Here is a 19,069-nt window from a genome sequence, read left to right as displayed (position 1 = left end):
TTTTGCCAAGAGGAACTTGCCCATGCACATCATCAACGCCCGCCTGCGCAACCGTGAAGGCCTGCATGATCTGCACCTGGAACACGGCCGGATCGCCAGCATCACCCAACAAGGCGCTGCCCCTTTGGTAGGCCCCGACGACCTGGACGCCGCCGGCAACCTGGTGGTCCCGCCTTTCGTCGAGCCGCACATTCACCTCGATGCCACCCTGACCGCCGGCGAGCCGCGCTGGAACATGAGCGGCACCCTGTTTGAAGGCATCGAGTGCTGGGGCGAGCGCAAGGCCACCATCACCCTGGAAGACACCAAGACCCGCTCCAAAAAAACCATCCAGACCCTGGCCGCCCATGGTATCCAGCATGTGCGCACCCATGTCGACGTCACGGACCCGGACCTCACCGCGCTCAAGGCCATGCTTGAAGTACGCGAGGAAAGCGGCCACCTGATCGACCTGCAAATCGTCGCGTTCCCCCAGGAAGGCATCGAGTCCTACCGCAATGGCCGCGAGCTGATGGAAGAGGCCATTCGCCTGGGCGCCGACGTGATCGGCGGCATCCCGCACTTTGAATACACCCGTGACCAAGGGGTGAGTTCGGTGAAGTTCCTGATGGACCTGGCCGAACGCACCGGTTGCCTGGTCGATGTGCACTGCGACGAAACCGACGACCCACACTCGCGCTTTCTTGAAGTGCTGGCCGAAGAAGCCCGCAGCCGTGACATGGGCGCCCGCGTGACCGCCAGCCACACCACGGCCATGGGCTCCTACGACAATGCTTACTGCGCCAAACTCTTCCGCCTGCTGGGACATTCGGGCATCAGCTTTGTCTCCTGCCCTACCGAAAGCATCCACTTGCAGGGCCGCTTCGACACCTTCCCCAAACGCCGCGGCGTGACCCGGGTCAACGAACTGCTGGAGGCTGGCATGAACGTCTGCTTCGGCCAGGACTCCATCGTCGACCCTTGGTACCCCTTGGGTAACGGCAACATTTTGCGGGTGCTGGAAGCCGGGTTGCATATCTGCCACATGCTTGGCTACCGCAACCTGCAAAGTGCCCTCGACCTGGTCACCGACAACAGCGCCCGGGCGATGGCCCTGGGGGATCGTTATGGCCTGGAACCGGGACGCCCGGCGAACCTGTTGATCCTGTCTGCAGACAGCGACTATGAAGTGATTCGCAGCCAGGGCTTGCCGTTGTATTCGATTCGAGCGGGCAAAGTGTTGATGAAACGCCGGCCGGCGCAGGTGGAGTTTTTGTAGGCTCATACGATTGAATCTATATCGAGGGTTTGTGGCTTTCCCCAGCCATCATCCGATTGTGGCGGGATGCTCGCCACTTGGGTGAGTACGCGATTTTGCGGGTGAGCGAACCAGCGTTTCAGGCTGGATTGCAGGGTTGGGGATGAAGCGTGGCTGCCGTAGACGTCGCGGGCCTGGAGGCGGCGCCAGCGGAGGGTTGTCAGGCGGTCGCGACTGTCTTTCAGCCGGTCGACTTCCTGGCTCAAGGGGTCGTGGTGTTCGTAGCCACGCTGGTTGGCAGGGCGATGCAGATCCAGTTTCTTTCGTTGCTCCCGTAGCTGGTGCTGCATGGTGAACAGGGCTTCGTCGATCAGTTCAAACTCACGGGCAGTTACGAGGGTGCCATGGGTGTCGAGTGTTTGTTGCCAGCGGCGCAACGTGGCCCAGGCGGCGGGGATGTAGCTGCCGACCATGGAGTGATGGGCACTCTGAACAAGCTGTTTGATGAGGTTGGCGCGATCCGGCATATCGCCATTGAGCCTCAATGCGCGTTTGCAGGCTGCGTCCTCAATGGATTCACAGCCAGGGGTCCACAAAACGGAGGACCGTGTACCGTCCGGTAGGAGTATCGGCATGAAGTGCTGCTGCGCGCCGTGATGCTGGTAAGGGTTGCCGGTCAGCCGTACCAGGCCCAAGGCAAACAGCAGGCCCCCGGGCGCTGGGTTACTGAATAGCACCACGGCGCCAGGAATCCAGATTTTGGCGGTGGTGTTCATCCAGGGCGCAGGCACACTCGGGACAGGGTCACTGTGATTGACGATGCGGTGGTGCACCAGAGCGGAGGCACCGTCGGTGAATTCGGAGTCGGCAGCTCGGGGGGCTCCGTAGGTGTATAGGAGGATGTTGTAGTGGGTATCTTCGGTTCGACGTAATCCCTCAGCCAGTAACAAGGCAATCGCACCGCCGAGGCTGTGCCCGCAAATCACGATGCGCTGCCCTGTATAAAATTGGTCAAGGTAGCGCCGTACAAAATCATGCATGGCTTGATAAGCCTGGTAAAAGCCTTCATGAGCCTTGCCGACACCATCAATGAAATTCACTTGATGGGCATTTACATCCCTCAGTATGTCGACTCCGCTGGCCGTGCCCCTTACGGCAATAATAATCACTTCATCGTGATGACTGATAAATGCCTGAGTATCAGTGCCATCCTTTTCGTCGTCGAAAAAGTGCAGACGTGCTGGATGTTCCTGCTCTTCACCCAACTCGGAGCGATTTTGCTGATACAACTCAGGATCGAAGGGCAAAATTTCGAAACGCAGGGAATACGGTACCTCTTCCAATAACGGATAAAAGTGTTGTACTTGCTTAGCATCGACCTTCCAGGGTTCCTGATAGCCCGATAGTCTGTCGGCAAAGAAATGACCGACGCTAGGGTCCCGTTGAAAGCTGACTTGGTCTATGGGTTTTGCTGGGGGCTCCTGTCCAAAATCGCAATAGCTCAACGTGGACATAAGCGCCAACTGATAGAGGTTCAAGGCACAGAATTGATCCTCGATGGACAGCATAGGGCGCAGTGCTCGCAATGGGCGAACCTCAAGTACTGTGTGCCGGTTGGGAAATAAAACGACACCAACCAACTTCGGCTGGGGTGGCCCGAATCCAAGGTCGGCCATCATTTTTAGTGCATGTCGCGGGGGCCGATGAGTACGGGATACGATGCGTGGCAAGTGAGCGGCGTATCGGACCAGATCACGTACTTCGACCTGATAGAACAGGTCCGTCTGATTCTTCGAAAGGCTTCGTTCGACACGCTGGCCATCGGCCCGGAGAAAGCGGGTTTGTTCCGCACGAACCTGGAGCTCGGTGATGGGTAGCTTGTAAGCCAGACGCGTCATCAAATCGGTATAAGGCTTTTCTGAACCGGAGTAGTGTTCATCCAACTTAATGACGAGCGGACCACAGTAAAAATCATCTCGCCTGGCAAAGCCCTCACCATCCAAACGACCGAAGTACTCACACCCCGCACTGTCATAAAATGTGTAAGGCAGACCGCCGTAGGCCTTTCCGTCCCCAAACTCATCTACTAGGCAGAAACTTGCCCAATGTCCTTTTAACGAACAAGCAGGTGCCTTGTCGCAAAAAAACGGTTGCTTCCATGCATCCTGTTTCATGAATAAGCTTCCTATTCTGTACACGTTGGATAGACGTCGCATACGCGTCCATCCGGCATTTTGATAGCTTTGAAATCAGTAGTATTCCCACGGCAATACGCAAACACATCGTCCAAGCTTTCCCCCATACAGCGTCTCCAGCCTCCCGGAACGGCAACCCAGTTGTCGTCTACAGCGGGTAGCTCCTCGCTTGCTACTGCCAGCACCATCCTCAGTGTTTTCCCCTCTAACTGATCCCGTTGTACAAAGCCTCCTGCTCGTGACTTACTCGGCTGTCCAATGGCGTCCAACGAATTACACATAAGGATTTTCCTGATCGCATGCAGCGGTCCGATCGTCCTGAAAAACCACTGACACCGCCCCGATAACTCCTGAACACCCGGCTCAGGCATTCCGGCCATACCCTCTTCCAACCGATCCCGCACATTAATAATTGCGAAATCCCCCCCGACATCCGCCGACCGCTCCCCCCACTTCGCGTACATATCAAACGTAATACTGCGTAACACCAACGGGCACCCATCCACCACTTCCGTCAGTGGTACTTCAAAGCTCACCCGATGAGCCACCGGCTTGCCGAAGGTTTCAAAAACCTTGTCCTCCGGCCGCTTGCCCCGTCGTTTGGGCAGGGTGCAGGTCTCACCCGTTGCGGGCCGGTAAGCCGCATCACTCTTGAAGCGAAAATTCGCCGGCAAATCGACTTCCAGGATGAAACTGTCCGCCGGCTTCATCGCACAGCCAGAAACACCCAGCCCGCCACAAACGAGCAGCCCTCGCCACACGCCCGACATAATTCCCCTACGCATCCTGCTGCTCCCGCTCCACCCGACGCCACTCCCCAACCACCCGCTGAAAATGATCCTCCGCCACTTCTCCCTGCATCGGTTGCCATCGAACAAGCACGTCCCCAGTGGCTTCCAACAGCCGCCGCACGACCAAAAACTCCAGCTGTTCCGGCCTGTCCCATTGCCAGGCCCGCGCTTGCTCCAGCACCTGCGCCAACCAGACTCTCGGGTCTTGAAACTCAACCAGTGCGCTCAACGCCTCGCTGTACTCGGCCAGCAGGTAACGCAGGATATTGGCTTGCAGAATCACTCCCGCCTGGGGATTGGGCACCTCCAGCCACGGCGCAGGATCGGGTACCGGATACGCCCCCGGAGCCGGGTTATCGACACAACTCCAACGCTCACCCTGCCAGTAACACACGCCGATCAGCGGCCCGAGAAAAACAGGCCAGTCCCGAGCAGGCAGGTGAACCAAGGCCCGCGCCAAGGTGCGGTTATCGTGGAAGCGGTACAGCGCCTGACTGCCCGCCGTTCCCACCACTAACCTGTCGCGCCAGTGCCGGGTAACACCCGACAAATCATCACCAGGCAGGCTGCCCAACCAGCCCCAATTACGCTGGGGGTTTTGCAGCAAACCCACCAATGCGGGCTCGCTGACATGGTCGAGCAACAGGAGCATCGGCCCATCCGCTGCCATTTCCGATGCGACGGTTTCACCAAAGAGGCAGCGATACTCAGCGACCGTGCGTGTCGCCAGCAGTACCCCACGCGCATCGCTTTCACCCTGTAGAACCAGGCACAGCCGGCGCCCTGCCTGCTGCTGTTCAGCCATCCACTGGCCAGGCGCGATCTCCATCAAGCCGCCCTCCCCGTGGATTCGCACAGGCCTTCACGGCAGCGCTCGCACACTGGACAGAAGTCTGCATCCAGTCTTCTGGCCAGCTCCATGACTGCGCCTTGGATAACCGAAACCTTCGGCCCATCCGCTGCAAATGCGGACGAAGCAGCCACGTCACCCGGTCCAACTGGGTTGGCTGTGCGAATCACGGCAGGCGCACCGCCCAACGTGATCGGCCGACTGCTGAAAATCCCGCCGGCCTGAATCAGCAAATGCTCACCACCGGCCTTGAAGCTCAACTGCGCACCGGCATCGATAACCAGATTGGCCCCCGCCTTCAGATGGACCTGTTGCCCCGCTTCGATCACCAGGGTCTGGCCGACAAGGGTCTGGCTGTTGCCCTGCACGTGCAAGTGATCATCAGCCCCAAGCCGAACCTTGCGGTCGCCGGCGATGCTGCGGTGTTCCTCGCCTCCCAGGGTGGTGGCACTCAAGCCGTGGATGGTTTCCCGACGTTCGCCCACCACCTCCAGCCGACTGTCGTGGCCGACCTGCTGCTCCAGATCGCGTTGGGCGCGCAGGTAGATGAGTTCCTGGCCGCTGCGGTCCTCAAGGTGCAGCTCGTTGGCCCCCGCCCCGCCCGGCGAACTGCGGCTGCGTAGCACACTGCGGGTCTTGTGTTGGGGCAACGGATAGGCAACAGGCTGCAAGGTATTGGGCAGGCAACCATTGATCACTGGCCGGTCTGGATCACCTTCCAGGAACGTCACCAGTACCTCCATGCCCACACGCGGGATCATCACCGCGCCATAGCTGTCACCCGCCCATCCGGACGCCACACGCACCCAGCAGCTGCTCTTGTCGTCGTGCTGGTCCAGGCGGTCCCAATGAGAGCGAATTTTCACCCGGCCGTGAGCGTCGCAATGCACGTCTTCACCCTCGGGCCCGGTGACGGTTGCGGTCTGGCTGCCGCTGATACGCGGTTTGACGTGCTTGAGCGGCGGGCGGTAAGCGGCGCGCCAGGGCGTTGCGGTAAATCGATTGCGGTAGCCGTGGAATGCCTCGACATCCACCACCGCCTCCTCCAGCACCTGCGGTTGATAGCCTTCGTGACGTACGCCGGTGATCAGCCACAAGTCATTACAGGTGCGGTCCGGATGGCCGCGCAGTTCCAGGAAATGCCCGCTGCGCAAAGCCGGCTGGTCACTGCGGCCCAGGGCCCGATGACGGTCGCGTTGATGACGTTCCAGGCCACGCCGGGCCAACTGCGAACCTCGCAGATGCCCCGTGAATCCCGCAGGGTATTGATAGTCTTCAAGTGCCGGGAAAGATCCGGCCTGCTCCTGCAAGCGCAGCGACGGATGTTCGAAGTCGTAGTCACGCCGAACAACCTGAGCACTGCGCGTGGCCAGGCGCACATCGAAACGCTGGATCACCAGCGTTTCGGCAGCCGGGCCTCCGGCCGGGCAGTAGCGTTGCGCCGGCAAACGATGAAACACCGTCTGGTCATCACCCAACACCAGTACATGGGCGTCTGCACTGTGGCGAAAGTGGTAGTGAATGCCCTCTTCCTCGCACAGCCGCTGGATAAAGTGCAGGTCGGTTTCCGCGTATTGCACACAGAACGTACGCGGTGGGTAAACCACCGGCCCCAGTTCGAAGGTATAGGCATCAGCAAGGATGCCGTGCTGCTCAAGCACTGCCGCGATAATTTGCGGTACGCTGCGCTGCTGGAAAATCCGCTGGTCGCAACGATGGGCCAGGTACGCCACGCGCGGCGCAAGGGTGAGGTGGTAGCGGGTCAGCCGCTGCCCCGGGCCTTCCCGGCCAATGCTGTAGATTTGCCCGTGCAGGCCTTCACCGGGCTCGCCAAAATCCAGATAGGCCGGTTGGTGAAGTAACTTCTCCAGATCCAGGCTGGGGTTTTCACTGACCCACTGCACTTCAATGAAAAAAGGCTGGTCAATCGTTTCGCTGCCGTTAAAAGCCAGCACCTGAAATGCCTGGTTCATTCCTGCAACGACCAGTTTGAAACGTGACGAAACAAGCGTATTGAACATCCGTTGTTACCCGCCATTCATTGTCGAGCTGAAATAACTTCTCCCGTAAAACGCAGATAAAGCCACTCAATTCGAAGCCGATAAAAAGTGCCTGAACCCCAGGAATACTAGCGATTTCAGGCGAAATTCGGCCGCTTCAAAATAAAAAAGAAGATTCGCACACCGATATTGGAAGGGTCTTTTATAAATACAGAAATGCAGTTAAACAGCCAGTACTGACTAACGGGAATACTCTTACACCACCATTCACCAGAGCTGCTTGTTTATAGAGAAACAGCTGACAAAGATGATTAAGCCTGCCACTGCCTTTTTCAAACTTCCTGCAGCCGCGCAGTCCCGAACAGGCTAACGCTCAGCAACTCACCCGGCTCTGCTTGCAACCGTACGGGTGCGGTACCGCCCGGCATCACCACCGCCACCTGACCCGCCGTCACCCATCCTACAGACCAGGCGGCGCATGCCACCGCACTGGCGCTGGTCCCGGAGGACGCCGTGGGCCCCTCACCACGCTCAAACACCCGCGCGATCACGCGATTGCCTGAATCCCGGGCGACCCATTGCAGGTTGACCCCGGAAATACAAGGTTGGCCGGCCCCGGCAGGTGGTGCGAAAGCAATCGCCCTCAGCGGATCGAACCAGGCTGATCGATGCAGCTGGGCGTTGTCCGGCAACGCTGACGCGTCCTGTACCAGCGTCACACAATGCGGGTTGCCCACACGCACAAACTGGCTGTGATTCCACTCGGGGTTGAGCGCAGCCAGTGGCGAAACATGGCTCACCTCAGTTCCCTCAAGCGAGACCGCGCCCACACCAACAGCCCCTACCGCCAAAGGCCCGAACTCGGGACGCCCGAGCGCCAGCCAAAACCCCTGGACCTGTTCGTACTCCGCCGGCTCAACCCGCGTAACCACCGGCGACAGTGCGTCTGTCTTGTCGTGATGCACCCGCAACTCACAGCCTTGCGCCATCAATCCCTGGTCGGTCAACGACTGGGCAAAGATCGTCAGGCCATTGCCACTGCGTTCGGCCAGGGAACCGTCGGTGTTGACGATCAACAGGTCAAAAGGCGGCGCGGCCTGGAACGGCCCCACCAACAAACCGTCACAACGATGCGCCTTGGCCTCGGCCGGGCGCGGCAACTCATCCCAACCGCACTCGGCGGCAATCGCCGCCAATGCCCAAACACCTCGGGTGCCAGCGGCCAAGTCGGCACGGTCCGGCACGTCGATACCCTTGCTGCGTAACTGCGCCGGGCTTACCACCCCGTAGATATTCCCGCGGGCGTCGTAGAACAGGGTCATTGCGCAGTCCGCATAAAGATTCGTACCACCTCTTCCAGGTGCTTGCGCATCGCCTGTCGCGCACCCTCCACGTCTCGCTGTTCCAGTGCATCGAGGATCTTGCGGTGCTCGTCTTCCGAGCGATGGGGCATGTCGTCCGAGGTGTAATGCGCCTGCAACCGCTGGAACATGCTGCCGTAACGATGCCCCAGCAAATGCGCAATCATCAACGCATACGCCGGATTGCCCGAGGCCTGGGCGATGCGAATGTGAAACAGGCGATCGCCCGGATGGGTATGGGAGCCGTCGCGGTTGTCCTGCACATTACGCTCGAAGGCCTCGCGGATCCCCGCCAGCTCTTCGTCGGTAGCATGTTTGGCGGCCAGGGCGGCGGCTTCCGGCTCAATCAGGCGACGGGCCTGGAGCAGGGAAAACGGTGGAATCTCGGCATTGAAGTCGACGTGCAGGTTGAGTTCCGGATCGAACTCTTTCCATTGATCCCGGGTGGCCTGGGCCATCACCGGTTCCTGGCTGACTGTCGGTTGCACGGGTTCACATACCAGCACGCCGTTGCCCACCCGCACGTCTACCAGGCCGATCACCTCCAGGGCAATCATCGCCTCACGCACGGAAGCGCGACTCACGCCCAGCAGTTTGGCGAGTTCACGCTCAGCGGGAAGTCGACTGCCCGGCGGAAATTCTCCGCTGTCGATCAACGCTCGCAACTGGTCGGCAATCTGTCGATAAAGACGTTGGTTATCAATTACTTGAAATGGCATCTAGGCTCAGCTCGATTCATGCACAGCACGGTCAAAGCGATCAACCCGCAAAAAAGCCGCTTGTTGACCGGGATGACCCATGCTAAAAATTGGATCAATGGCCTGACCATTGGATCGTTTCCAGTGTGCTGATCATAGCAAACCCACCAGGGTTCGCTATGCCGCAGATGCAGGTGTTTCACGCCCTCAATGGCCTGACCATTGAGCCAATAACAATAATCAAGGGAGTCTGTCATGGACCTCACCGGTAAACGCGTGCTGATCACCGCCGCCGCCCAGGGCATTGGCCGCGCCAGCGTCGAAGCCTATCTGGCGGCAGGGGCCGAAGTGATTGCAGCCGACATCAATCAACAGGCGCTCGCCGGCTTGCCGGGTGCGCAAACGGTGGTGCTGGATGTCACCGACGCCAGCGCCATCCAACGCCTTGCCGCCGAGATCGGCCCTCTGGACGTGCTGTTCAACTGCGCAGGCGTGGTGCATGCCGGCAATATCCTCGAATGCCCGGAAAGCGACTGGACGTTTGCCCTGGACCTGAACGTCACCGCCATGTACCGCATGATCCGCGCGTTTCTGCCGGGGATGCTGGCGGCGGGCGGCGGCTCGATCATCAACATGTCGTCGGTGGCCTCCAGCCTCAAGGGCGTGCCCAACCGCTTTGCCTATTGCGCCAGCAAGGCGGCCGTCATCGGCCTGACCAAATCCGTCGCGGCCGACTTTGTCACCCAGCGCATCCGCTGCAACGCTATCTGCCCGGGCACCGTGGAGTCGCCTTCGCTGCAGCAACGCATCGTCGAACAAGCCAGTCGTGAAGGCCGCCAGCAGGATGAGGTATACGCCGCATTCACCGCCCGCCAGCCGATGGGACGCCTGGGCACGCCCCAGGAAATTGCCCAGCTGGCGCTGTACCTTGGCTCCGATGCCAGCGCGTTTACCACCGGCACCACCCAGATCATTGACGGCGGCTGGAGCAACTGACCGCCCACTTCCAATAAGAGGATTGCTCATGAAATTGCTGCGCTATGGTGAAAAAGGTCAGGAACGCCCGGCCCTGCTGGACGCTGATGGACGTCTGCGTGACTTGTCCGCTCACATCAGTGATATCGCCGGTGATGCCCTGCTCCCGCACAACCTCGCTCGCCTGCAAGAACTCGACCCCGCGAGCCTGCCCCTGGTACCGGGCAATCCGCGTTTGGGCGCCTGTGTCGGCCAGGTAGGAAAATTCATCTGCATCGGCCTGAACTACGCCGATCACGCTGCCGAAACCGGCGCCCCCATCCCTGACGAACCGATCATCTTCAACAAGTGGACCAGCGCCATCGTCGGCCCCAACGACAACATCGAAATCCCCCGCCACTCCACCAAGACCGACTGGGAAGTGGAGTTGGGCGTGGTGATCGGCCAGGGTGGCCGCTACATCGAGGAAAGCCAGGCCATGCAGCACGTGGCCGGCTACTGCGTGATCAACGATGTCTCCGAGCGCGAGTTCCAGCTGGAACGCGGCGGCACCTGGGACAAGGGCAAGGGCTGCGACACCTTCGGCCCGCTCGGCCCCTGGCTGGTCAGCCGCGATGAGATCGCCGACCCGCACCAACTGTCGATCTGGCTGGAAGTCGACGGCCACCGCTACCAGAACGGCAACACCCGCACGATGATTTTCCAGATCCCCAAACTGATCAGCTACCTCAGCCAGTTCATGAGCCTGCAACCGGGGGATGTGATTTCCACCGGCACCCCGCCCGGTGTCGGCCTGGGGATCAAGCCCACGCCGGTCTACCTCAAGCCCGGGCAAAAAATCCGCCTGGGTATCGAAGGCCTCGGCGAACAGAACCAGACCACGGTCGACGCCTGACAAGAACCAAGGAGCCGTTCATGACTACCATTACCGCGATTCGCGTCGAAGATATCCGCTTTCCTACGTCCCAGTCCCTGGACGGTTCCGACGCCATGAACCCGGACCCGGACTACTCGGCCGCCTATGTGATTTTGCAGACCGACAACCCGGCCCTTGAGGGCCATGGCCTGACCTTCACCATCGGCCGTGGCAACGAGATTTGCTGCGCGGCGATCCAGGCCATGCAGCCGCTGCTGGTGGGCTTGACCCTGGAATGGATCGCCGAAGACATGGGCCGCTTCTGGCGGCATGTCACCAGTGACAGCCAGTTGCGCTGGATCGGCCCGGACAAGGGCGCAATCCACCTGGCCACCGGCGCGATCGTCAATGCCGCGTGGGACTTGTGGGCCAAGGCCGAAGGCAAACCCCTGTGGCGCCTGGTCGCCGACATGAGCCCGGAACAGCTGGTGCGCTGCATCGATTTCCGCTACATCACCGACTGCATCACCTCCAGCGAAGCCCTGGCCTTGCTGCGCCAACGCGCCGAAGGCAAGGCTGAACGCCTGGCCGACCTGCAAGCCAATGGCTACCCCTGCTACACCACCTCCGCCGGCTGGCTCGGTTACGGCGACGAAAAGCTGCGCAGGCTGTGCCAGGAAGCGGTGGATGCCGGCTTCAACCACGTCAAGCTCAAGGTCGGCCACGACTTGCAGGATGACCTGCGGCGCGTACGCATCGCCCGCGAGGTATTGGGCCCGGACCGCCAATTGATGATTGACGCCAACCAGGTGTGGGAAGTCGACACCGCCATCGATTGGGTGCGCGAATTGGCGTTTGCCAAGCCGTGGTTCATCGAGGAACCCACCAGCCCCGACGATATCGAGGGCCATCGCAAGATTCGCCTGGGCGTGGCGCCGGTCAAGGTCGCCACCGGCGAAATGTGCCAGAACCGGATCATCTTCAAGCAATTGATCATGCGCGAAGCCATCGACGTGGTGCAGATTGACGCCTGCCGCCTGGGTGGGGTCAACGAGGTGCTGGCAGTGATGCTGATGGCGGCCAAATATGGCCTGCCCGTGTGCCCGCATGCCGGCGGTGTCGGGCTTTGCGAGTACGTGCAGCACCTGTCGATGATCGACTACCTGTGTATTGCCGGCACCCACGAAGGCCGGGTGATCGAGTATGTCGACCACTTGCACGAGCATTTCGAGGAACCTTGCGTGGTGCGCGGTGCGGCCTATCTGCCGCCGAAGGCGCCGGGCTTTTCGATCCAGATGAAAGCCGCGTCCCGGGAGCAATACCGCCACCGGCCGTGAGCTGAACCGCAATTTGAATGGACGGAGCACAATAACAATGTCGTCCCCATCACCTTTGAGGCTCGATGCGCACCAGCATTTCTGGCGCTACCGGGCCGCTGATTATCCGTGGATCGGTACGGCTGAGGCTGACCTGCGGCGGGACTTTCTCCCACAGGACTTGCGGCCGTTGCTCGACGCTGCCGACCTGGATGGCTGCATTGCCGTGCAAGCCCGCGCCGGTGAGCAGGAAACCGACGCGCTGCTGGAAATGGCGCGGCAGCACCCATGGATACTCGGCGTCGTCGGCTGGGTCGACCTGTGCGACCCACGCCTGGAACAGCACCTGGAACAGTGGCGCGACGCACCGGGACTCAAGGGCTTTCGGCATCAGATTCAGGATGAGCCTACGCCTGCCAGCTTTATGGCCGACGCCAGGTTCTCCCGTGGCCTGCAGCACCTGCAGCAACAAGGCTACGTCTACGAGGTGCTGATCCGCTGCGCCGACCTCGACGCCGCGACAGCCCTGTGCCAGCGCCACGACCGGCATCATCTGGTGCTGGACCACCTGGGCAAGCCGGACATCGCCAACGGCCCCGTCGGTTGGGCCGAACACCTGGCGCCACTGGCCGCCCTGCCCCACGTCAGTTGCAAGCTGTCGGGCCTGCTCACCGAAGCCGGGCCCGAGCAACGCAACGCCCGAGCCCTGCGCCCCTACATCGAACTGGCGCTGGAATTGTTCGGCGCCGAGCGCCTGATGTTCGGTTCGGACTGGCCGGTGTGCCTGCTGGCCGGGGAATACCAGGGCACCTGCCAATTGCTGCAACAGACCCTCGGCCCACTGTCGCCCGATGAACAGCAAGCCATCTGGGGCGGCACGGCCCAGCGGGTCTATCACCTTGAAGGAAACTGCCCATGAATCTGCATTTGCAGGACCGCGTGATCATCGTCACCGGCGGCGGCTCGGGGATTGGCGCCGCCATTTCCCTGGGATTGATTGCCGAAGGCGCAATCCCGGTAATTTTCGGCCATCAACCGTTGTCGCCGGCCTTCGCGGCCGAGCTTGAGCAGCACGGTCAAAGCCACTTCATCCGTGTCGAGTTGCGCGATGAGGACGCCTGCCGCGCAGCCGTCAACGAAGTGTTGCGACGTTTCGGACGCATCGACGGCCTGGTGAACAACGCCGGGGTCAACGACGGCGTGGGCCTGGATGCGGGCCGTGCAGCGTTCGTCGAATCCCTGGAAAAGAACCTGATTCATTACTACTTGATGACCCACTTGTGCCTCGATGCCCTCAAGGCCAGCCGCGGGGCAATCGTGAATATCAGCTCCAAGACGGCCCTCACCGGCCAGGGCGGTACCAGCGGTTATACCGCCGCAAAAGGTGCGCAGCTGTCACTGACCCGGGAATGGGCCGCCTCCTTGCTGGAGTTCGGCATCCGGGTCAATGCCGTGGTGCCCGCCGAGGTGCTGACGCCGCTGTATCAACGCTGGATCGACGGCTTCGACAACCCCGAGGCCAAGCTCGCCGCCATCGTCGAAAAAATCCCCTTGGGCAAACGGATGACCACTCCCGAGGAAATTGCCGACAGCGTGCTGTTCCTGCTCTCACCCCGCGCCTCCCACACCACCGGACAGTGGCTGGTGGTGGATGGAGGCTACACCCACCTCGACCGGGCGCTGACATGAGCGGCCAACGTTACTGCCTGGCGCTGGACCTGATCGACGATGCGGCATTGATCGCCGAGTACCAGCAGCTGCATCGACGCATCTGGCCTGCCGTGGCAGAGCATCTGCGCAGCCAGCAAATCCTGGAAATGCAGATCTGGCGCCTGGGCACGCGGCTGTTCATGGTCATGGACACCGCGGCCGGGTTCAGCTTCGAAGGGCTGGACCACGCTGCACGCGCCAACCCCGACGTGCAAGCCTGGGAAACCCTGATGTGGCGCTTCCAGGCCCCCACGCCGTGGACTGACCCCGGCGGCAAATGGCAGCCCCTGGAGCAGATTTTCTGCCTTACCGACCAACCCTGATACCCGCTGCATCGCACGCCTTGATCCCATAAAAACAACAGGAGAAGCGTCATGTTAAGCAAAGATACACACCTGCCAGGCACCCGTGCCGTGCCGACCTATCGCTGGGCGCTGATGCTGGTGACCAGTCTGTTTTTCCTCTGGGGCTTGTCCTACGGTTTGCTCGACGTACTGAACAAGCACTTCCAGGAAGTCCTGCACGTCAGCAAGGCCCAGTCCGGGCTGTTGCAAAGCGCCTATTTCGGCGCGTACTTCCTGATTGCCCTGCCGGCCGGGTTGTTGATGGACCGCCACGGCTACAAGGCCGGGATCCTGCTGGGCCTGTGCCTGTATGCGACGGGCGCGCTGCTGTTCATGCCGGCGGCTGCGGCGGCGAGCTTTCCGTTTTTCCTGTTCGCGCTGTTTGTCATCGCCTGCGGCCTGGGCTGCCTGGAGACCGCTGCCAACCCCTATGCCACCGTGCTGGGCGAACCCCAGGGCGCCGAGCGGCGGTTGAACCTGGCGCAATCATTCAATGGCCTTGGCCAGTTCTTCGGCCCGCTGATTGGCGGCGCGATGTTCTTCAGCGCCGGCAGCACACCGGCCTCGGACATGAGTTCGTTGCAGACCACCTACGTGGTGATCGCGGTTCTGGTACTGCTGGTGGCGCTGCTGATCGCCCGCACGCCGCTGCCGGATTTGCGCGCCCAGGAACAGGCACTGCAACCGACGGCCGGCAAAGGTCTGTGGCAGCACCGGGAGTTTGTCGGTGGGGTGATCACGCAGTTTTTCTATGTGGCGGCCCAGGTCGGAGTCGGCGCATTTTTCATCAACTACGTCACCGAGCATTGGGCACAGATGGGCAATCAGCAAGCCGCCTACCTGCTGTCGATCGCAATGCTGGCCTTCATGTTCGGGCGCTTTTTCAGTACCTGGCTGATGGGCCGGGTCAGCGCGCGGAAGCTGCTGCTGATTTATGCGCTGATCAATATCGCGTTGTGCGGCCTGGTGGTGATCGGCCTGGAAGGTATCTCGGTGATCGCGCTGATCGCGGTGTTCTTCTTCATGTCGATCATGTTCCCGACGCTGTTCGCCATGGGCGTGAAGAACCTCGGGCCGCACACCAAGCGCGGCAGTTCGTTCATGATCATGGCGATCGTCGGCGGCGCCCTGATGCCCTACTTGATGGGCAAGGTGGCGGACAACAGCACGGTGGCGCTGGCTTACCTGTTGCCTATGGGGTGTTTCGTGATTGTGGCGGTGTATGCCCGTAGTCGCTTGCGCCATCCGTGAAGTACCGCCCCGGCGTCGTCCCGAACGTACGCCGGAACATCGCAATAAAGGCACTGACGTTTTCATAACCCAGGTCCAGCGCAACCCGGGTCACGGGTGCATGCGCCGCCAGCAACTCCAGGGCGCGCAACAACCGTGCGCGCTGGCGCCACTGGCTGAAGGTGAACCCGGTCTCGGCAACAAACCGCCGGGCCAGGGTACGCGGCGAGACACCGGCCCACTGCGCCCAGTGTTCCAGCAGGCGGTTGTCGTCGGGACTGTCGGCCAGCGCCTGGGCGATGCGCAACAGGCGCGGGTCCCGGGGCAGCGGCAAGCCGAATGGCTCCTGGGGCAACCCGGCGATTTCATCAAGAATCACCTGGGCGATCCGTGACTGAGGCGGCTCAAGCAGCGCCTGGCTCCAGGTTGCCGCGCGCCTGACGGCTTCCAGCAACAAGGCCGACGTGGCGATAACGCACGTCTGTCGGGGCAGCCCTGCACACGCCTGGGGTTCGACATACACACTCCAGCCATCAAACGGCCCGTGGGAACGCAAGGCGTGGGAACAATCGGGGGCAATCCACACCGCGTGGGTGGCCGGTACTACCCAATGCTGGTGCGCCGCCTGCACCGACAACAACCCGCGCTGGGCTCCGAGCAATTGCCCGCGGGCATGCTGATGAAGGGCCGTGGTGCGTGCTACCGGACTGCTGCGCAACGTCGCCACCAGCAACGGACCGCCGGTCGCATTGGCGAGCTGGGCTGAAACGAGTGTTGACGGCATATGGCAGCTTTACCGTATTGAATGACCTGGATAAGGCAGTGTAGCCATTTGCGCACGCCCAGACTGCGGATTCATTCATTGAGGGCTCCGCCATGCGTGCAGAAGACGTGCTTCCCGACCATCTCGACCAAGGCCAATTCAATGGCGTGACCGTGCGCAAAGGCACGGTGGGCGCATTCCTCGCCAACGCCAGAACCTGGTGCGATCCGGCCACCCCGGACGAGCAGCGCTTGCTGGCCGAACAGGACATCCTGCAAGCCCTCCCCGCCCTGCAGGCCCTGGGCTTGTTTGAAGTGTTGCAGGTGCGGGATGCGAAACTGGCGCGGCTGCTGAAGTGAGAGGATCGGCCTGGAAGGTGGTAATCCGTCGCTGGAAGCCCGGGGTTCACCAGTTCTCGCGGGGATTACGCACCTTCCAGGCCACCTCGCACCTCAAGTGGTTACTTGTCCTACGAACTGATAGTGGTTGGAAAGGCCCGTCGCGTTCCATGATCCTGGAAAAAATGTTTGGCCCTGTGTTCAGGCATGCCAAGGGAACCCGGCTCGCTCGATACGGCCTGATGTGCAAGGATGTTGCGCTGCACATCGTTCGTTGAACGCAAAACCAAGGATTTTTCATGACCGCCATCAGCACCCCAGCGCCCGTGGTACCCGGGCGGCTGGAACAAATGTCGACCCGCATCGCGTTTTTCATCGCCGGCTTCGGCATCGCCGCCTGGGCACCACTGGTGCCTTATGCCAAGGCCCGCGCCCAACTCAATGAGGGCACCCTCGGCCTTTTGCTGTTGTGCCTGGGGGTGGGCTCGATGATCGCAATGCCGGTCGCCGGGGCCCTGGCGTCGCGCTACGGTATCCGGCGAGTGGCCACCGGCGGCACCCTCCTGATCTGCCTGGGCCTGCCGATGCTGGCCACCGTCACCTCGATTCCCTTGCTGATGGCCGCACTGTTTGTGTTTGGTGCCGGCCTGGGCACGGTGGACTCCACGGTCAACCTGCAAGCGGTGATGGTCGAACGAGCCAGCGGCAAGACCATGATGTCGGGCTTCCACGGGCTGTTCAGCCTGGGCGGGATCGTCGGAGCGGCAGGTGTCAGCGGGCTGCTGGGGTTGGGCTGGTCGCCGTTGCAGGCCACCCTCGCCGTGATCGTCGTCATCGTAGTGGCCTTGCTCAAGGCCGGGCCACACCTGCTGCCTTACGGCAGTGAAAGCTCCGGGCCGGCCTTTGCCGTGCCCCACGGCGTGGTGCTGTTTATCGGCTGCCTGTGCTGCATCGTGTTTCTTGCCGAAGGCGCCGTGCTGGACTGGAGCGCGGTGTTCCTGAGCGCCGAGCGCGGCCTTGACGAGGCCTATGCGGGCCTTGGCTACGCAGCCTTTGCCTTGACCATGACCGTCGGGCGCCTTACCGGCGACAGGATAGTTCGCCGTCTGGGCGCAACCCGGGTGATTGTATTCGGCGGCGCGCTCGCCGCCGGCGGCATGCTGTTGGCGACGCTATTCCCTGCGTGGGAAACCGCCCTGCTGGGGTATGCATTGGTCGGTGCCGGGTGTTCGAACATCGTACCGGTGCTGTACACCGCCGTCGGCAAGCAGACCGTCATGCCGGAACACATTGCCGTGCCCGCCATCACCACCCTGGGCTACACCGGCATTCTCGCCGGCCCTGCGGTGATCGGCTTCATCGCCCATGGCAGCAGCTTGAGCACTGCCTTTGTGCTGATTGCCGTACTGCTGATCGGTGTGGCGATCAGCGGGAAAATACTGCGGGTCTGACCACCCAGCCCCATCACGCCTCGTACATTGAGGCGTCAACCCGGGGTCATTTGGCTTTCTGGAGTTCCAGCCAGCGATCAAGGGTTTTGTTGCTGAGCCAGCCCGCCTGGTGATGGCTGCCGAAAATTCGCCGACCGCTGTCGGCGGTGTTTTCCAGCGACCGCAACAAGCCCGGCCGGTCCACAAGGTTTTTCGCCATATACACCTGCTGTTCGTCGTATTTCTTCTTCGGTAGCCCCGTGGCCGGGTCCAGTACAACTTGGCCATGGCTGTCGAGCTCATCCGGGTCTTTGCTCATCATCGCCAGCACCTCGATATTGACGTAGCAGATCTGCTCGAAAAACCCCATGCGGTCCCGCGACCGGTCCCGTAACTCGGTGAACATTTCCTTGAACAGGCGGACGAGATCGGCATTGTTTTTTGTGTGGAAAGGGTCCGGGCTGAAGGCACTGGGATCGCTGTTGCCGAACACGACGTTCTCGGCCTGTGCCAGGCTTTCGCGGGTGATGTAGCCGTCCTGGTCGAGGATCGCATCGATCAGGCGCGGGCGCTGGATGATCGCCTTGGCAAGCAGGATAGCGCTGTCGGCCTCTCGGCTGGCACCGAGCTTTTTACTGGCGATTCGTTGCAGTGAAGACAGCTTCAGTCCGTCAGTTCTCATGGAGTTTTTTCAGCATGGCAAATTGGGCGTTCGCCGCGCTCACCAAATCGCTGTCCGGCAAACGAATGTAGGGATTGGGCCCGCGGAGGCGGCTGGCCACTTCGTTCTGAAGCCCCAGGTGTTGCAGCAGACTCCTGCAGTGACTCTCCCCCCGCAAAGGAGGCCGATAGCCTGATGAGCGGACAGGCGCCCCGCCGGATTGATGGCTGTGCTTTCGCGCAGCCTCACCGGGTTCACTTGAAGCGGCGTGAATTGCCCGTGTACCGCCGTCCAGTGCCGGGGCAATACAGGGT

Annotated in this window: 18 protein-coding genes; 10 read left to right on the top strand and 8 right to left on the bottom strand. The window is 61.3% G+C overall.

Features of this window, described 5'->3' with window-relative positions; genetic code table 11:
- Window positions 1-22 precede the first annotated feature (22 nt).
- A complete protein-coding gene (codA, locus tag HX786_RS04845; RefSeq protein ID WP_177023241.1) occupies window positions 23-1,258 on the top strand; it encodes a cytosine deaminase in 1,236 nt (411 codons plus the stop codon).
- A 2-nt stretch (window positions 1,259-1,260) separates the two neighbouring features.
- On the opposite strand, the gene HX786_RS04840 is transcribed toward codA, so the two are convergent.
- From HX786_RS04840 to HX786_RS04815, 6 genes are all read right to left on the bottom strand, one after another.
- Window positions 1,261-3,411, bottom strand: coding sequence for a lipase family protein (locus tag HX786_RS04840; RefSeq protein ID WP_178911783.1), 2,151 nt, complete (start codon window positions 3,409-3,411; stop codon window positions 1,261-1,263).
- 11 nt (window positions 3,412-3,422) lie between these two features.
- Window positions 3,423-4,217 (bottom strand): hypothetical protein, encoded by a 795-nt coding sequence (locus tag HX786_RS04835; RefSeq protein ID WP_178911782.1) that lies wholly within the window; start codon window positions 4,215-4,217, stop codon window positions 3,423-3,425.
- Window positions 4,210-5,052, bottom strand: a complete 843-nt coding sequence (locus tag HX786_RS04830) for a DUF4123 domain-containing protein (RefSeq protein ID WP_178911781.1) — start codon at window positions 5,050-5,052, stop codon at window positions 4,210-4,212. Before HX786_RS04830 ends, HX786_RS04835 begins: the two co-directional genes overlap by 8 nt.
- On the bottom strand, window positions 5,052-7,094 hold the full coding sequence (gene tssI, locus HX786_RS04825) for a type VI secretion system tip protein TssI/VgrG (RefSeq protein ID WP_178911780.1): 2,043 nt from the start codon (window positions 7,092-7,094) through the stop codon (window positions 5,052-5,054). Before tssI ends, HX786_RS04830 begins: the two co-directional genes overlap by 1 nt.
- A 311-nt stretch (window positions 7,095-7,405) precedes the next feature.
- Window positions 7,406-8,395 carry a diaminopimelate epimerase gene (locus HX786_RS04820; RefSeq protein WP_003219528.1) on the bottom strand — a complete coding sequence of 330 codons (990 nt, stop codon included), beginning with the start codon at window positions 8,393-8,395 and terminating at the stop codon, window positions 7,406-7,408.
- Window positions 8,392-9,153, bottom strand: a complete 762-nt coding sequence (locus HX786_RS04815; RefSeq protein ID WP_087693068.1) for a FadR/GntR family transcriptional regulator — start codon at window positions 9,151-9,153, stop codon at window positions 8,392-8,394. The genes HX786_RS04820 and HX786_RS04815 overlap by 4 nt, the downstream gene beginning before the upstream one ends.
- Window positions 9,154-9,387: 234 nt before the next feature.
- Here HX786_RS04815 and HX786_RS04810 point away from each other — a divergent pair, with 234 nt between their 5' ends.
- From HX786_RS04810 to HX786_RS04780, 7 genes are read left to right on the top strand one after another with little or no spacing between them, the layout of a single operon-like run.
- A complete protein-coding gene (locus HX786_RS04810; RefSeq protein WP_177055349.1) occupies window positions 9,388-10,128 on the top strand; it encodes an SDR family oxidoreductase in 741 nt (246 codons plus the stop codon).
- Between the two features lie 28 nt (window positions 10,129-10,156).
- Window positions 10,157-11,002, top strand: coding sequence for an ureidoglycolate lyase (locus HX786_RS04805; RefSeq protein ID WP_178911779.1), 846 nt, complete (start codon window positions 10,157-10,159; stop codon window positions 11,000-11,002).
- Window positions 11,003-11,022: 20 nt separating this feature from the next.
- Complete coding sequence (locus HX786_RS04800) at window positions 11,023-12,300, top strand: L-fuconate dehydratase (protein ID WP_008432761.1); 1,278 nt, start codon at window positions 11,023-11,025, stop codon at window positions 12,298-12,300.
- Between the two features lie 37 nt (window positions 12,301-12,337).
- Window positions 12,338-13,198: an amidohydrolase gene (locus tag HX786_RS04795; protein ID WP_023658957.1), complete on the top strand. Its 861-nt coding sequence runs from the start codon at window positions 12,338-12,340 to the stop codon at window positions 13,196-13,198.
- Window positions 13,195-13,968: an SDR family oxidoreductase gene (locus HX786_RS04790; RefSeq protein ID WP_003219518.1), complete on the top strand. Its 774-nt coding sequence runs from the start codon at window positions 13,195-13,197 to the stop codon at window positions 13,966-13,968. The genes HX786_RS04795 and HX786_RS04790 overlap by 4 nt, the downstream gene beginning before the upstream one ends.
- Entirely contained in the window at window positions 13,965-14,312 is a 348-nt protein-coding gene (locus HX786_RS04785) for an L-rhamnose mutarotase (RefSeq protein ID WP_003219515.1), read from the top strand. The genes HX786_RS04790 and HX786_RS04785 overlap by 4 nt, the downstream gene beginning before the upstream one ends.
- Window positions 14,313-14,363: 51 nt before the next feature.
- A complete protein-coding gene (locus HX786_RS04780) occupies window positions 14,364-15,584 on the top strand; it encodes a sugar MFS transporter (RefSeq protein ID WP_177067148.1) in 1,221 nt (406 codons plus the stop codon).
- Here HX786_RS04780 and HX786_RS04775 read toward each other — a convergent pair.
- Window positions 15,526-16,347 carry a helix-turn-helix domain-containing protein gene (locus HX786_RS04775; RefSeq protein ID WP_177048443.1) on the bottom strand — a complete coding sequence of 274 codons (822 nt, stop codon included), beginning with the start codon at window positions 16,345-16,347 and terminating at the stop codon, window positions 15,526-15,528. The genes HX786_RS04780 and HX786_RS04775 overlap by 59 nt on opposite strands.
- Before the next feature lie 92 nt (window positions 16,348-16,439).
- Between HX786_RS04775 and HX786_RS04770 the strand changes: the two genes are divergently transcribed.
- Both HX786_RS04770 and HX786_RS04765 read left to right on the top strand, forming a co-directional pair.
- Window positions 16,440-16,685 (top strand): hypothetical protein, encoded by a 246-nt coding sequence (locus HX786_RS04770; RefSeq protein WP_102369456.1) that lies wholly within the window; start codon window positions 16,440-16,442, stop codon window positions 16,683-16,685.
- A gap of 278 nt (window positions 16,686-16,963) precedes the next feature.
- The gene (locus HX786_RS04765) at window positions 16,964-18,115 is read left to right on the top strand and encodes an MFS transporter (protein WP_087693074.1); all 1,152 of its coding nucleotides are present in this window, start codon (window positions 16,964-16,966) and stop codon (window positions 18,113-18,115) included.
- A gap of 46 nt (window positions 18,116-18,161) precedes the next feature.
- Here the strand turns inward: HX786_RS04765 and HX786_RS04760 are convergent, their stop codons facing one another.
- Window positions 18,162-18,776 carry a hypothetical protein gene (locus HX786_RS04760; protein ID WP_008432744.1) on the bottom strand — a complete coding sequence of 205 codons (615 nt, stop codon included), beginning with the start codon at window positions 18,774-18,776 and terminating at the stop codon, window positions 18,162-18,164.
- Between the last annotated feature and the right edge of the window lie 293 nt (window positions 18,777-19,069).

This window comes from Pseudomonas sp. 21615526 (assembly GCF_013386245.1).
GTDB lineage: Bacteria > Pseudomonadota > Gammaproteobacteria > Pseudomonadales > Pseudomonadaceae > Aquipseudomonas.
Note: the sequence above shows the minus strand (reverse complement) of the source record. Positions and strands in the feature narration are given on the sequence as shown.